12 protein-coding genes are annotated in these 15,089 nt (G+C 48.3%); all 12 read right to left on the bottom strand.

The window, feature by feature from the left end:
- Window positions 1-54 precede the first annotated feature (54 nt).
- Window positions 55-1,404, bottom strand: a complete 1,350-nt coding sequence (locus VP504_RS15030; RefSeq protein ID WP_325891885.1) for a sodium-dependent transporter — start codon at window positions 1,402-1,404, stop codon at window positions 55-57.
- Window positions 1,405-1,621: 217 nt separating this feature from the next.
- Entirely contained in the window at window positions 1,622-1,933 is a 312-nt protein-coding gene (locus VP504_RS15025; RefSeq protein ID WP_325891884.1) for a c-type cytochrome, read from the bottom strand.
- A gap of 56 nt (window positions 1,934-1,989) precedes the next feature.
- Window positions 1,990-3,321: a tRNA lysidine(34) synthetase TilS gene (gene tilS / locus VP504_RS15020; RefSeq protein ID WP_325891883.1), complete on the bottom strand. Its 1,332-nt coding sequence runs from the start codon at window positions 3,319-3,321 to the stop codon at window positions 1,990-1,992.
- An 89-nt stretch (window positions 3,322-3,410) separates the two neighbouring features.
- Entirely contained in the window at window positions 3,411-4,373 is a 963-nt protein-coding gene (gene accA / locus VP504_RS15015) for an acetyl-CoA carboxylase carboxyl transferase subunit alpha (protein WP_325891882.1), read from the bottom strand.
- Window positions 4,374-4,433: 60 nt separating this feature from the next.
- Entirely contained in the window at window positions 4,434-7,913 is a 3,480-nt protein-coding gene (gene dnaE / locus VP504_RS15010) for a DNA polymerase III subunit alpha (RefSeq protein ID WP_325891880.1), read from the bottom strand.
- Window positions 7,914-7,977: 64 nt separating this feature from the next.
- On the bottom strand, window positions 7,978-8,580 hold the full coding sequence (rnhB, locus tag VP504_RS15005; protein ID WP_325891878.1) for a ribonuclease HII: 603 nt from the start codon (window positions 8,578-8,580) through the stop codon (window positions 7,978-7,980).
- 3 nt (window positions 8,581-8,583) lie between these two features.
- Window positions 8,584-9,723 carry a lipid-A-disaccharide synthase gene (gene lpxB, locus VP504_RS15000; protein ID WP_325891877.1) on the bottom strand — a complete coding sequence of 380 codons (1,140 nt, stop codon included), beginning with the start codon at window positions 9,721-9,723 and terminating at the stop codon, window positions 8,584-8,586.
- Window positions 9,723-10,511 carry an acyl-ACP--UDP-N-acetylglucosamine O-acyltransferase gene (gene lpxA, locus VP504_RS14995; RefSeq protein WP_325891876.1) on the bottom strand — a complete coding sequence of 263 codons (789 nt, stop codon included), beginning with the start codon at window positions 10,509-10,511 and terminating at the stop codon, window positions 9,723-9,725. The genes lpxB and lpxA overlap by 1 nt, the downstream gene beginning before the upstream one ends.
- A 2-nt stretch (window positions 10,512-10,513) precedes the next feature.
- Entirely contained in the window at window positions 10,514-10,966 is a 453-nt protein-coding gene (gene fabZ / locus VP504_RS14990) for a 3-hydroxyacyl-ACP dehydratase FabZ (protein WP_325891875.1), read from the bottom strand.
- Window positions 10,967-11,095: 129 nt separating this feature from the next.
- Window positions 11,096-12,121: a UDP-3-O-(3-hydroxymyristoyl)glucosamine N-acyltransferase gene (gene lpxD / locus VP504_RS14985; protein WP_325891873.1), complete on the bottom strand. Its 1,026-nt coding sequence runs from the start codon at window positions 12,119-12,121 to the stop codon at window positions 11,096-11,098.
- Window positions 12,122-12,133: 12 nt separating this feature from the next.
- Entirely contained in the window at window positions 12,134-12,643 is a 510-nt protein-coding gene (locus VP504_RS14980; protein ID WP_325891872.1) for an OmpH family outer membrane protein, read from the bottom strand.
- Window positions 12,644-12,664: 21 nt separating this feature from the next.
- Window positions 12,665-15,064 carry an outer membrane protein assembly factor BamA gene (gene bamA / locus VP504_RS14975; RefSeq protein ID WP_325894058.1) on the bottom strand — a complete coding sequence of 800 codons (2,400 nt, stop codon included), beginning with the start codon at window positions 15,062-15,064 and terminating at the stop codon, window positions 12,665-12,667.
- Between the last annotated feature and the right edge of the window lie 25 nt (window positions 15,065-15,089).

Raw genomic sequence — 15,089 nt, 5'->3', positions numbered from 1 at the left:
TAACAATGAAAAACGGAAGCCTTGGGCTTCCGTTTTTGTTTTCTTTGGGTTGATTTAAACCAATGACATCCAAATCACGGCAATGACCAAAACCGGACAGGCAAACTTCACGTACAGAGGCCAGACTTTCCAGAACAAACTTTGCTCAATATCGTCATAGCCCTGTCTAAGTTCCTCCAGTTTCTGGGTGCGTTTCCATACCCAACCACCGTATAGACAGAAAAGAAGTGCGGCAATTGGCTGGAAGTACTGTGTTGCGATCGTCGCTACTAAGCCAAACAGCTCGCCAAAGTTAAACACGATCACCACACTGAAAGCAGCGATAACCCCCCCCAACAACCAGCTTGCAACGGAACGTTTTGTGCCAAGGCGCTCACTCATTAGCGCAACAGGGCATTCGAGCATAGAAATCGATGATGTCAGTGCAGCAATCGTCATCAACAGGAAGAAGACGAGAGCAACGAAAGTACCAACCACGCCAAGCCCTTCAAATAGCATTGGCAGAACATCAAAAACCAGTGTTGATGAGCTCAGCAGCGCGCCGTTTGTGTCATAAATCTCAACGCCCTGATGCATGGCAGCAAACATAGCAGGTAGGATAACCAAGCCTGCAATGACAGCGACTGCTGTATCTACCAATGTGACATTCAACGCCATTTTGGGCAGATTCTCTTTCCGGCTGAGGTACGAGCCGTAAATCAACATAGAACATCCACCAATGGTCAAAGAGAAGAAGCCCTGCCCCATTGCGGCTAGAATCAGATCGCTATCCATCACTTTGGAAAAGTCAGGGATGAGATAGTGCGCCAAACCATCGGTGGCACCAGGCAATGTCATCACGTAAATGAAAAGCACAGCGAACAGAATAAAGAGTGCTGGCATCAGGCGTGTTGACCATTTCTCGATACCTTCTTTCACACCAGCCTGAACAATCAGGATAGTTAGCAGATAGAAAAGACCCGCGCCCAAAAGATTTCGTTCAACCGAGAAGCCCTTCAACCAGATTGCAGTGTCATGAAGCCACATAAGCTCTGCACCTGCGGCAAGCAAGTAAGAAATTAGCCAGCCACCGACGATGCTATAGAAAGCCAAAACAAGACAAGGCACCAACAGGCCGATAAGGCCTACACCTCCACCGAGTATTTTAGATAACGGAGACCGCCCCAATTTTCTCATACTGTCGATAGGGTTGGCCTGACCATGGCGGCCAATCGCCATTTCAACTACCAGCATTGGGTACGCAACAATGAGGATCATCAAGAGGTAGACAATAAGAAAGGCACCACCACCGTTACTTGCTGCTTGCGTTGGGAATCCCCAGATATTACCCAGACCGACCGCAGCACCTGCTGCTGCCAGAACGAAACCGAGTCTGGAACTAAAATGTTCGCGTCCTACTGCCATTGTTTTACCTCTCACAGCGTATCAGTGAGCTAGTACAATAGTAAAACCTAGATTTACCTGCAATAGCAGAAAGTTTGATCGAGCAAAAAACACTCAGACAAAATAAAATATTGCGATCAGGGTGTTATCAATTATCTTCTTTAACATTTCAGCCAGTGAACAGATATAAAAAAACCACGGCTGCTACCGTGGTTTTCACTTTCATTCGTTTTGGCGACTATTTCATTTTTGCAAAGTATGCAGCCAGATTTGCCATATCCGCATCACTCAGCATATCTGCCTGAGGCTTCATGACCATCGCCTGCGCGCCGGTACGCTCACCGTTTTTATAAGCTTTCAATGCGGACACAATATATTGCTCATTCTGACCTGCAAGATTGGGATATCCTGGGATCATCGCAATGCCGTTAGCACCATGGCAAGCCGCACAAATTGCCGCTTTTGCTTTACCAGCTTCTGCATCTCCTGCAGCAAATGAGGGCGCAGCCATCATCATGGCAGCCAGACCTATAGGTAAGAGTTGTTTCATTGCTTCCTCGCTTTATTGTTTTTCAGTTTTGTTAAATTGTTGCACGTAAAAGGTATTCACGCATTCAATGCATGGAATTTGTGCCAGACAAGCTCACACTCATCCCCCACATAATCTTTACAAACAAACAAATCTCCAACGGCTGCTACCGTGTCACCATAAAATAAAATCGGTGTTCTGCGGCGAAGCCAACTCGGGACACCATACTCCTGAAACAGCTTTTTCAGCTTTCTTTTACCTTGCCGCCCTTCCGGGTGCGCTGATAAGCCTTCCGGATCAAAACTGACCCTTACTGGCTCGTCTGCCATTGGGGCACGGAGTTTAATCCCAACACCACAGTTTTTTCCCAACACCAGTTGCAGCTTCCCTAGTTTGTCCGGCAATTGAACCATTTGATCAAAAGTCACCATCGACCACCAATCAGAAACATCATGGTTAGGCGCAACAAACCAAAGCTTTCCCTGATACCTACGAACTTCCCCTTGAGAGATCTTCAGTGCTGGATTGGCATCCTGTGCTGCGTTTATGACAGACGAAAAAACCTGATCTAACTGTACTTTCGACAGAGAAACCCCACCCACTTTTTTTAACCAACGCCGAACCAGAGCCGTTTGTAATGCCGCAGAGTAATTGCTTATGTTGTTGATACTCAGTGTGGCGTCTTCACTTATCACATCAGCATCGTAGGGAACCAATAATTCATCTAGAAGCTGCTCTTGTTCAGCACAGTGCGTAGCAGAGCGATTAATCGCTTTCACCAACCCTACCCAACGCTGGGTCGCCTTAGGTAGCCATTCTTGCCTGATAAAGTTACGGTCAAAACGGTTATCCAGATTGCTTTCATCTTCTACCCAGTTAAGCCCCTGAGATTCAGCATATTCCTCAATTGTCTTTCTGTTTGCCTCAAGTAAAGGACGACATAACACAGCATGTTCCATCGGACGGATTTCAGGCATGGCAGCCAACCCCGCTGGGCCACTACCACGCTTAAGCGCTAGTAAAAAAGTTTCTGCCTGATCGTCGGCATGCTGGCCGGTCAATACCAGTGCATTATCATCTACTGAGTTCAAAATGGCCTGATACCGCGCATCCCTCGCTGCTTTTTCGAGGCTCTCTCCCTGAAGGGATAGTGACACTCGAATACCCTTGAATGCAAAATCAGCCTCTCCAGCCCATCGCTCGCATTGAGCCAGCCAAGTATCAGCCTTTGGACTTAAACCATGATGGACATGAATAACCAGATAGTGATGCTGAGGGTGGATATCCCGATAAGTGGCGAGCAAATCAAGCATTACACGTGAGTCCATGCCACCACTGAAAGCCAGCACTATCTGGCGTGGTTCAGGCGTGTGTTTATCAAGGACAGATTCAAACAGAGAGAACAACATAGACACTTCGAAAAAGACGAATTTTTCGAATCATAGCATCAGATACGAAAAAAGGGCCATTCGGCCCTTTTTAATCAAACAGTTTGCGCTTAGCAATAACCGTAGCTCAGCAGACGCTGGTAACGACGCTCACGGAGGTTATCTGAGTCAAGTTGCGAGAGTTCTTCCAACTGGCCCACCAGCAATGCTTTGATGTTTTCTGCAGTTTTCGCAAAATCCCGATGTGCACCGCCCATCGGCTCTTCGATGATGTTATCAATAAGGCCCAGCTCTTTCAGACGAGGCGCAGTCATACCCATCGCTTCTGCTGCTTGTGGTGCTTTGTCTGAATCACGCCACAAGATAGACGCACACCCTTCTGGCGAAATGACTGAGTAAGTAGAGTACTGAAGCATGTTCACGTAATCGCCCACGCCAATCGCCAGCGCACCACCAGAGCCACCTTCGCCAACCACGTTAACGATGACTGGCACAGTCAGACCTGCCATTTCTTTCAGGTTACGAGCAATCGCTTCAGACTGGCCACGCTCTTCTGCACCTACGCCAGGGTATGCGCCTGCTGTATCAATGAAAGTGACGATTGGCATATTGAAACGCTCAGCCATCTTCATCAGACGCAGTGCTTTGCGGTAGCCTTCTGGTTTTGGCATACCGAAGTTACGAATCACTTTCTCACGGGTTTCACGACCTTTCTGGTGGCCGATAATCATCACTGGACGGCCATCAATGCGTGCCATGCCACCAACGATTGCTTTGTCATCGGCGTATGCGCGGTCGCCTGCTAGCTCTTCAAACTCAGTGAAGATCAGATCCGCGTAGTCCAGTGTATATGGACGGCGTGGATGACGTGCCAGCTGTGCAACCTGCCAAGCACCTAGATCGCTGAAGATTTTCTTCGTCAACTCGATGCTTTTGGTCTCCAATTGCTCGATTTCTTTGTCCAGGTTGACAGCCTCAGCTTCGTCGCCACGCTTGGACACTACACGCAGGGCTTCGATTTTTGCTTCCAATTCCGCAATTGGCTGTTCAAATTCAAGGAAATTAAGACTCATAGAGAAAAAATCCTGTTAAGTAATAACATAGCCCCGCGCATTCCTGCCGGGGCCGAAGTATCAATCAAATTCCAGCTCGACCTGTTTATCGCCGAGCAGCGTTTTTAGATCATCGATCAGCTTGTCATCTGGCGTAATTCGCCACTCCGTACCTAAGACCAACTTGGCGCGAGCATCGTCACGCTGGTAGTAAAGGTTTACCGGAACCGTTCCTGCCCGGTGTGGTTCCAGTATATCGCTGAATTTTTCAAAAAATTTGTTATCAATTTGCCTGTCGGTCACTGAGATAGCAAGACCACGTAGGTACTTTTCACGCGCTTGGGATATATCAAGCACTTCTCGTGCCGACATTTTAAGGCCACCGTTGAAGTCATCAAAGCTGACCTGTCCCGATACCACTAAAATTCTATCTTTTTCTATAAGATCCAGATACTTTTCCAGCGCATCTGAGAACAGCATCACTTCCATGCGACCCGATCTATCGTCCAGTGTCAGGATACCGATACGTGTGCCACGTTTGGTTGTCATCACACGCGCTGCAATCACAAGACCCGCCACCGTCGAGATCACATCTCGTTTGGTCGCATGGGCATCTTCAAGGCGCCAGGTAATGTAATGCTTAAGCTCTTTCACATAGCTGTTGATGGGGTGCCCTGTAAGGTAAAGCCCCAAAGTTTCGCGCTCACCTTCCAGCCAAACTTTATCTGGCCAAGGTGGCACTTTCGCGTATTTGTGCTCAACTTCTTCCGGTGCATCCGTCAGTACACCGAACATATCAGTTTGACCAAAAGCTTCTGCCTGGTGGTGTTGGCTTGCTGATTTCAGCGCATCATCCAAAGAAGCCGTCATCGCCGCTCTGTGAGGGCCTAGTCGGTCCATGGCGCCTGATTGAATCAGTTTTTCAATGACACGCTTATTCACCTTCTTGGTGTCGATGCGAGCGCAGAAGTCGAACAGGTCGCGGAAGTAACCGCCTTCTTGACGCGCTTTGATGATATTTTCAATTGGCGCTTCACCCACACCTTTGATCGCACCGATGCCGTAAACAATCTCGCCTTTTTCGTTGACGTTAAAGCGATATAAACCCGCGTTCACATCCGGTGGCAACATGGTCAGTTTCATGCGACGACACTCTTCCACCAGACCAACAATCTTGTCAGTGTTATCCATATCCGCGGTCATTACCGCTGCCATGAATTCCGCCGGATAGTGTGTTTTCAGCCAAAGCGTTTGATAAGAAACCAGCGCGTAAGCTGCGGAGTGCGATTTGTTGAAGCCGTAACCCGCAAACTTCTCCACCAGGTCGAAGATCTTCATCGACAGCTCGCCGTCTACACCATTAGCGATTGCACCGCTCTCAAACGTTGCGCGCTGCTTCGCCATCTCTTCTGGCTTTTTCTTACCCATTGCACGGCGGAGCATGTCTGCACCACCAAGGGTATAGCCAGACAGCACCTGAGCAATCTGCATCACCTGCTCTTGGTAAAGAATGATGCCGTAGGTTGGATCCAGAATTTCTTTCAGTGACTCATGCTGCCAGGTCGCATCAGGGTAAGAGATCTCTTCGCGACCGTGCTTACGGTCGATAAAATTATCCACCATACCAGATTGAAGTGGGCCAGGCCGGAACAGGGCGACCAGTGCGATGATATCCTCGAAACAGTCAGGTTGAAGGCGCTTGATCAGCTCTTTCATGCCCCGTGATTCGAGCTGGAATACTGCCGTAGTTTCTGAATTCTGCAATACGCGGAATGAAGCCATATCATCAAGGGGAATCGACTCGATGCGCACAGGCTCTTGTCCGCTGCGCTCCAAACGTGGGTTGATCAGTCCCAATGCCCAGTCGATGATAGTCAGGGTACGAAGGCCCAAGAAGTCAAACTTCACGAGACCCGCCGTTTCTACGTCGTTCTTATCAAACTGGGTAACCGGAAAATACCCTTCCGCATCGGCATAGATCGGTGCGAAATCAGTAATGGTGGTTGGTGAGATAACCACACCACCTGCGTGCTTACCGGCGTTTCGTGTACAGCCTTCGAGAATACGGCAGGTGTCGATAAGCTCGCGGACTTCTTCATCCGCTTCGTAGATTTCACCCAGCTGCGGCTCAGCTACAAAGGCTTTTTCCAAGGTCATCCCCGGATCGGGCGGTACCAATTTAGAAATACGGTCGACAAAACCATACGGGTGACCGAGTACACGACCCACATCACGGATTACTGCTTTGGCAGCCATGGTACCAAAGGTAATGATCTGGGATACCGCATCACGCCCATACATTTCGGCGACGTGATCAATCACCTGATCGCGTTTATCCATACAGAAGTCAACGTCAAAGTCAGGCATGGAAACACGTTCAGGGTTAAGGAATCTTTCGAACAGCAGATCGTATTCCAGTGGGTCAAGGTCGGTGATTTTAAGCGCATAGGCCACCAGGGAGCCAGCACCGGAACCACGGCCCGGACCAACAGGAATCGCGTTGTCTTTCGACCACTGGATGAACTCCATAACGATGAGGAAGTAACCAGGGAACCCCATGTTGTTGATCACTTCCAGTTCGACTTCAAGACGCTCATCGTACTCAGGTCGACGCTTTAAACGCTCTTCTTCATCCGGGAATAAGAATTCCAGACGCTCTTCCAAACCTTCCCGAGACTTCATCACCAAAAATTCGGTTTCTTCCATACCTTCGGTTGGGAAGGCGGGCAGGAAGTACTCGTTGAGGCGAACGGTGACGTTACAGCGCTTAGCAATTTCTACTGTGTTGGCTAGCGCTTCAGGAATATCATGGAACAGCTCGCACATCTCGTCTTCTGAGCGGAGATGCTGCTGCGGGCTGTAGTTTTTCGGGCGGCGGGGATCTTCAAGTGTGTAACCATCATGGATCGCGACTCGGATTTCATGGGCATCAAACAGATCCGCAGTCAGGAAGCAGACTTCATTGGTCGCGACGACAGGAAGATCTTGTTCAGCTGCAAAGTCGAGCGCGAAGTGAAGGTAAGCCTCTTCATCTGGGCGACCCGTTCGCATCAGCTCAATGTAGTAGGCATCAGGAAAGTGCTCCTGATAAAACGCGGCACATTCTGCCGCCATTGCCATATTCCCCTTCAACAACGACTTACCCACATCCCCGTTCCTACCACCGGAGAGGATAATCAAACCGTCTTTCAGCTCAGCCAACCATTGGTAATCAATCACCGGCTGGTGCTGGATATGACCACGAAGATAGGCTTTTGAAATCAGTAATGTAAGGTTTTTATAACCGACGTTGTTTGCAGCCAGCACCGTAATTTGGCAAAGTTCATCACCAAAAGTGTCTGTCTGCATTTTAAAGTCAGCGCCTATAATCGGCTTCACACCCGTACTTTGCGCCGTGTTGTAGAACTTCACTAAGCCACAAAGGTTAGTAAAGTCAGTTAATGCCATAGCAGGCATACCTAACTCGGCGACTTTTTTGACCAATGGCGGTACCTTGCCGAGGCCATCGACCATGGAAAAGTCACTGTGAACACGAAGGTGAATAAAGCGTGGGTCTGACATAGTACTCTTACGTTACTGATTTATTTTGTAGGTTTAGGGAGAGTTAGCACCCTCCCTGGAAACATTATGCAATGCCGAGCGCGTTCTTAACAGGTTTAAAGCTCTTTCGATGCGCAGGGATAGCACCATGTTCAGCAAGCGCTTCAAAATGCGTCTTGGTTGGGTAGCCTTTATGCTTGGCAAAGCCGTATTGCGGGTACTGAGCGTCTAACTCTTCCATCTCCCGGTCGCGAACAACCTTGGCCAGAATAGAAGCTGCGCTGATTTCAGCCACACGAAGATCACCTTTCACGACCGCCTCTGCAGGGATATTGAGCCCCTTTGGTACTCTGTTGCCATCAATCAACACAAAGTCAGGTTTGATGCTCAAGCCTGCTACCGCGCGCTCCATAGCGAGCATGGTGGCGGAGAGAATATTGATGTCATCAATCTCTTCTGGCTCAGCTCGGCCCAATGACCACGCCAATGCTTTTTCTTTGATTTGTTCAAAAAGCACAGCACGTTTCTTTTCGGTCAGTTTTTTGGAGTCGGTCAACCCTTCAATTGGCTTGTTGGGATCGAGAATGACAGCAGCCGTCACAACAGCGCCCACCAGTGGGCCACGGCCGACTTCATCAACGCCAGCGATTAGCTTAGCGTCAGGATACACAAAGGGTTCGAAGTCCATCGACTACCGTCCTATTAAGTTCAGTACTGCATCAGCGGATGTTTTATCAGCATTACAGCGGATAACTTCATGCAAGTGGGTGAATTCTGCCATCAAAGCTTCATTGTTACTGTCGAGAAAGCGTGAAACGTCAGCCGCCAAAGTATCCGGTATACATGCTTCCTGAAGTCGCTCCGGCACCAGTTCGCGACCAGCAAGGATATTCGGCAGGGAAACGAACTCAGTCTTAACCATGCGCTTAGCTATCCAAGCGGTGATCGCATTGACTTCGTACCCGACGACCATGGGACGCTTCACCAGCATACACTCAAGTGCGACCGTGCCAGAAGCCAGCAGCACCGTATCGGAAGCTGTAATGGCATTGCGCGCCGTATCGTCCACCAGGACAAAATCCAAATCTGGAGCAGTTTCCTGCCACGCCTCTTCAAATTGCACACGGCGCTTTTCATTGACCAGCGCTACAACAAAACCAAGATCAGGATATTTCTCTTTAAGCAACTTGCATGTCTCAATAAAGGTCGGCGCAAGTAGCTTCATTTCACCGCCACGACTTCCCGGCAACACACCGAGATAGCGCTTATCCTGCTGTAGTCCCAAAAGGGTTTTGGCCGCAGTTTTGTCACTCACCATCGGGATATCATCCGCCATGGTATGACCCACAAACGCACAAGGAACGTCAAACTTGTCGTAAAAAGCTTTTTCGAAAGGCAGGAGTGCCAGCACCAAATCGGTGGCTGCGGCGATTTTAAAGATGCGTTTCTGACGCCACGCCCAAACACTTGGGCTCACGTATTGAACGGTTTTGATTCCATTGTCTTTGAGGTCTTTTTCGAGCCGCAGATTGAAATCTGGCGCATCGATACCGACAAATACATCAGGGGGATTGGCGGTGAAATTGTCAACAAGTTCGCGCTTCACTTTGAGTAATCGCGACAGTCGGCCGAGCACTTCAACAATGCCCATCACGGCTAACTCTTCCATGTCAAACAGTGTTTCGCAGCCCAATGCCTTCATGCGAGGGCCTCCGATGCCCACAAATTCGGCGTCAGGATGTTTGGCTTTGATTGCCTTGATAAAACCGGCACCTAAAATATCGCCGGAGATTTCCCCGGCGACAATTCCAATTCGAAGTGGCTTAGCCATTAGCGAATAATGCCTCGTCTTGAGTTCTCGAAAAACTCTACGAACAGCTGCAAAGCCTGTTCGTTATTGGACATGTCAAGGATCTGCTTCTTGGCTTCTTCCAATGTTTTACCTGAGCGGTAAAGCTCTTTGTAAACAGCGCGGATGGCTTTAATCGCACTCTTCTCAAAGCCACGGCGCTTCAGGCCTTCCACATTGATACCGAATGGTGCGCAGTGGTTACCTTGAGCCATCACATAAGGAGGAACATCCTGAACCACAATCGAACCACCACCCAGCATGCAATGACTGCCGATAGTGCAGAATTGGTGAATCGCGGTCATGCCGCCAACAATCGCATAATCACCCACTGTTACGTGGCCAGCCAGCGTTGCATTGTTCGCGAAGATACAGCGATCGCCAATCACGCAGTCATGTGCAACGTGTGCATTGATCATGAACAGGTTGTCACTACCTACTTTAGTAATACCTTGATCCTGAATGGTGCCACGGTGCATGGTCACGCTTTCACGAATGGTGTTGCGATCACCGATGATCAGCGTAGTGGGTTCACCCGCATACTTCAGATCCTGACACTCTTCGCCAATAGAAGCGAATTGATAAATTTTGTTGTTACAGCCAATTTTTGTTGGCCCTTTGATCACAACATGTGTTTTGACTTCGGTACCTTCACCGATTTCAACATCAGTGCCAATGAAAGAAAAGGCACCAATTTTGACGTTTGCGCCAAGGGTTACACCTTCTTCCACAACAGCCGTTGGGTGGATTTGCGCGGTTTCATGAATCACGATTAGAACTCTCTTCTGGCACACTTCAGCTCAGCTGAACAAACAACCTTTCCATCAACTTTAGCAACGCCTGTGAATGCTGCGATACCACGACGTTCTTTAATAAATTCCACTTCCAGAACCATCTGATCACCCGGTGTTACCGGTGCACGGAATTTTGCATTATCGACACTGGCAAAGTAGTACAGTTCGTTTTCTTTTGGCTGGCCGAAGGTCTTAAAAGCCAAAAGACCCGTTGCCTGTGCCATAGCCTCCAGGATCAATACACCCGGAAATACTGGCAATTGTGGAAAATGGCCTGTGAACTGAGGCTCATTAACAGAGACATTCTTGATCGCGTGAAGGTATTTACCTTCTTCGAAATCAGTAACACGGTCAATCAGCAGAAATGGATAGCGGTGTGGCAGCAGTTCTTTAATTTCGTTAACTGTCAGGATTTTATTTTCGCGACTCAAAGTTTTATTCCCGTATGAAATACTTATTATTTGTCGTTGAATTGGCTGATAACACAAATGGCCCACACTGCAGGTTCATTCGATTATTTATCGACAAAAACCATCAGGGTAGGCCATCGCGGGCGGCTATTACTCGCTGTCTTCTAGCTGTTTTTCAACGGCTTTCAATCGTTTATGCATGTCTTCAATTTTCAGAACGCGAGCAGCAGTTTTACGCCACTCTCTGTTGGTCTGGAGTGGAATACCTGAAGAATACATACCAGGTTCAGTGATAGGTCGCATCACCATCGCCATGCCAGTGATCGTGACACCATCTGTAATTTCCATATGGCCATTAATGACGGTCGCACCACCAATAATGCAGTGCTTGCCGATCTTAAGGCTACCAGCCATTGTGGTTGCTCCTGCAATGGCTGTATTTTCACCGATCGAAACATTATGAGCGATCTGACACTGGTTGTCGATAATCACACCATCTGCGATCACCGTGTCCTCAATCGCACCACGGTCGATGGTGGTACAAGCACCAATCTCAACACGATCACCGATCACCACACGACCGACCTGAGGGATTTTCACCCAGCGACCTTTGTCATTCGCGTAACCGAAGCCATCAGAACCAATGACTGCACCCGATTGCACAAGACAGGACTCGCCTATCACTACATTGTGGTAAACCGTCACGTTTGCCCAAAGACGGGTATTGGCACCTAACTTGGTATCTTTACCTACGAAGCAGCCGGCGCCGACTTGCACGTTGTCGCTGAGCTCTACGCCGTCTTCAATCACTGCATTGTGACCAACAGACACACCATTACCTAGTTTCGCAGCTGGGGAAACATACGCACTAGGTGCGATATCAACTGCACAGGCAGGTGTGGTATCAAGCAATTGTGCAGTTAATGCATATCCCAGATACGGGTCTTTCAACACTAACGCATTTCCGGTGCAGTATGTTAGGTCGGCTTCCTTGACCATCACAGCACTTGCCTGACTTTCGGCAAGGTGTTTGCGGTATTTGCTGCTCGAAAGAAATGTAATCTGCCCTTCGCCAGCTTTATCCATACCTGCGATGGCACTGATTTGCACACTGCCATCACCGTGCAGTTCTGCACCCAGTTTTTCCGCTAATTCAGCGAGCGTAATAGAAGCCATTTTCTACCTTACTTATTTCACTGCTTTGAGGACTTTTTCTGACAGGTCGTCTTTCGGGCTTGCGTACATCACAGCCTGACTATTGATAACCATGTCATAGCCTTCTTTCTTGGCAATTGTTTCAATGGTTTTCTGTAGCTTCTGAACAAGCTTACGCTCTTCTTCTGCACCACGTTTACGCTGGTCTTCCTGAAGGTTTTTCGCTTTCAGTTTAAAATCTGCGTCCAAAGCCTGCAGCTCACGCTGAAGCTTAGTGCGCTCTGCGTCGCTCATCAGTTCACCATTGCGCTGCAGCTTCTCAACACCTTTTTCCAGCTTACTTCTCAAACGATCGACTTCTGCAATGCGGTCTTTGAATTCTTTGCGAAGTTTCTCGCTAACATTACTTTTTTTCGCCATTTGCGCCAGCACAGGCCCAGTCGCCACATAGCCCACTTTTTGAGCTGCTTCTGCAGCAGTAGTGTAGAAAGATGCAGTAATAATAGCGAGGCTCAGGCCTGCAGCTTTGATAATAGGTTTCAAACTTTTCTCCTAACGTTGAAATCAGAACGTACGGCCGATCGTAAAGGTGAAGAATTCTTCATCATCACCCTCGTATTTCTTGATTGGTTTTGCCAGCGAAAATACCAGTGGTCCCATCGGGGATCTCCACTGAATCGCTGCACCGTAAGAAGCACGGTAGTTCGATGGATCGCTGTAATCGTAAATATATTCCTGACCACTGATGACGCGCGCATCATTCAGGTCATATTCGGTATCCCACACTGAAGCAGCATCGACAAACACACTGGTTCGGATAGCACTTCTCGCCTCCTCTGAGACAAATGGCATTGGGAAGATCAGCTCTGCGCTGGCTAAAGCAATCGCGTTACCACCTACAGAATCGTTACTACCTACCAGTGCAGGGTTGTTCCCCGCACCTTGGTCATATACCGCTTTGGGGCCCGCCGTATTTGAACGGAAACCACGTAGCGTTGAATAACCACCTGCATAGAAATTTTCATAAAATGGCAGCAGGTAATCATTTTCGTCATTGCTACCATAACCATTTCCGTATCCTAAGCGTCCGCGCATTAAGAACGAAAAGTTATGTGCGTCATCCAGAGGGAAGTATTGGCGAACATCATACTGCGCTTTGAAATACTGGGTATCAGAACCCGGCACTGTCATTCGGAATGATGCGCGCTGATAGTTACCCGCTGTTGGGAAGAAGCCGCGATTCAAGTTGTTTCGTGTCCAACTTACCGACCAGTCAAAATCATCGACGACGAGACTGCCATCATCTGTCACGCTGTCGCCCATAGAGTCGAGGAATTTTTGAATCTGGTAATAGCCACCCAAGTTTTCAATCTGACGGTGGGTGTAGCCCACAGAGAAATCAAAATAGTTGATTTCGTCAAACGGGAAACCCCAGGTCAGGCTGGTTCCGTAGCTTTTATCCGTGTAGTCAACGATGTTTGCATCAGAGGCTTCAAACTCATTGAAGAAAATACGCCCACCAAGGCTAATGCCATCCAGAGTAAAGTAAGGGTCACGATAATCCAGCGTCAGATTCTTTTGGTAATCATTGATCATCGCATTGACACCAAAACGGTTACCTGAACCGGCAAAGTTATCTTGCTGGAGACCTGCCTGAAAACTGATCCCTGACTCGGTACCGAAACCGATACCAAAATTCACACTGCCAGAGTTGGTTTCTTTAACGACATACTCGACATCTACCTGATCATCAGTACCCGGTACCCGGGAAGTCCGAACATCCACGGTTTCGAAAAAGCCCAGACGGTTCAAACGATCTTTACTGGTCTCAACCGATTTAGAATTCAGCCAAGAGCCTTCCATCTGTCGCATTTCGCGGCGCAGCACTTCGTCTTTGGTAATTTGGTTACCAGAGAATTTGATGTTGCGAACATAGATACGTTTACCCGGATCAACGTTGACGTTTAGGGCAACCGTTTTGGCTTCATCATCAAATTCAGGAATGGTGGAAACCTGAGGATAGGCATAACCTTGCTCACCGAGCTTACGTTTAATTTCATCTTCCAACCGAGTCACTTTCTGGCCGCTATAAGTCTCACCGTCTTCGAAAGGAACCAAAGCCGCAAAGCCTACCGTTTCTTTACCCCCACGGAAGCTAACATCTGCAACGGTATACGGTTCGCCTTCATTGATATTCAGCGTGATGTAAACACCTTTTTTATCAGGAGAAATAGAAACACTGGCTGACTCGACGCGAAATTTCAGGTAACCACGATTGAGGTAAAAAGAGCGGAGATTTTCCAAGTCTCCCGCCAGAGCCTGCTTCTGATACTGCTCGTTTGCCAGAAAGTTCCACCACGGCACATCCGCTCGGAGCTTGAAATTGTTTTTTAGTTCTTCATCGGAAAAAACTACATTCCCAATAAAGTTAATCTGTTGGATCTTGGCAGAAACACCTTCAGTGAAAACGAATTTCACATCTGCACGATTGCGCGGAAGAGGAGTGATAACCGTATCAACTACAGCATTGTATTTACCTACGCTGTAGTAGAAATCTTCCAGACCTTTTTCGATGTTAGAGAGCTTGGTTCGATCCAATGACTCACCAACCCTCAGACCAGAAGCCGAAAGATTCTCTTCCAACTGTTCTTCTTTAATGGCTTTGTTACCAGAGAAAGAAACGCTGGCAATCGTTGGACGCTCGATGACTTTAACCAGTAGATCATCACCATTACGAAAGACACGTACATTTTCGAAGCTGCCTGTTGAGAATAGGGACTTAATGATCCCGGAAACATCGCCTACGTCGATGTTATCGCCAACCCGCACTGGCATTGAGAGTAATGCAGCACCGAGACTGACGCGTTGAAGCCCCTCAAAACGAATATCTTCCACCACGAACTCATCGGCCGTAACAGAACTTGAGAATAGAAGAGAGGCTAATAGAAGTTTTTTCATCGCCATTGCTTGCTCTGACATTTCCTTGCTA

Source organism: Grimontia sp. NTOU-MAR1, from assembly GCF_035758505.1.
Lineage (GTDB): Bacteria > Pseudomonadota > Gammaproteobacteria > Enterobacterales > Vibrionaceae > Enterovibrio > Enterovibrio marinus.
This window is presented reverse-complemented; position numbering and strand designations above follow the sequence as displayed.

Excerpts from the sequence above, each read along its gene's own strand:
- VP504_RS15030 (WP_325891885.1), bottom strand. The coding sequence starts at position 1,404 with ATGGCAGTAGGACGCGAACATTTTAGTTCCAGACTCGGTTTCGTTCTG.
- VP504_RS15025 (WP_325891884.1), bottom strand. The coding sequence starts at position 1,933 with ATGAAACAACTCTTACCTATAGGTCTGGCTGCCATGATGATGGCTGCG.
- tilS (WP_325891883.1), bottom strand. The coding sequence starts at position 3,321 with ATGTTGTTCTCTCTGTTTGAATCTGTCCTTGATAAACACACGCCTGAA.
- accA (WP_325891882.1), bottom strand. The coding sequence starts at position 4,373 with ATGAGTCTTAATTTCCTTGAATTTGAACAGCCAATTGCGGAATTGGAA.
- dnaE (WP_325891880.1), bottom strand. The coding sequence starts at position 7,913 with ATGTCAGACCCACGCTTTATTCACCTTCGTGTTCACAGTGACTTTTCC.
- rnhB (WP_325891878.1), bottom strand. The coding sequence starts at position 8,580 with ATGGACTTCGAACCCTTTGTGTATCCTGACGCTAAGCTAATCGCTGGC.
- lpxB (WP_325891877.1), bottom strand. The coding sequence starts at position 9,723 with ATGGCTAAGCCACTTCGAATTGGAATTGTCGCCGGGGAAATCTCCGGC.
- lpxD (WP_325891873.1), bottom strand. The coding sequence starts at position 12,121 with ATGGCTTCTATTACGCTCGCTGAATTAGCGGAAAAACTGGGTGCAGAA.
- bamA (WP_325894058.1), bottom strand. The coding sequence starts at position 15,064 with ATGGCGATGAAAAAACTTCTATTAGCCTCTCTTCTATTCTCAAGTTCT.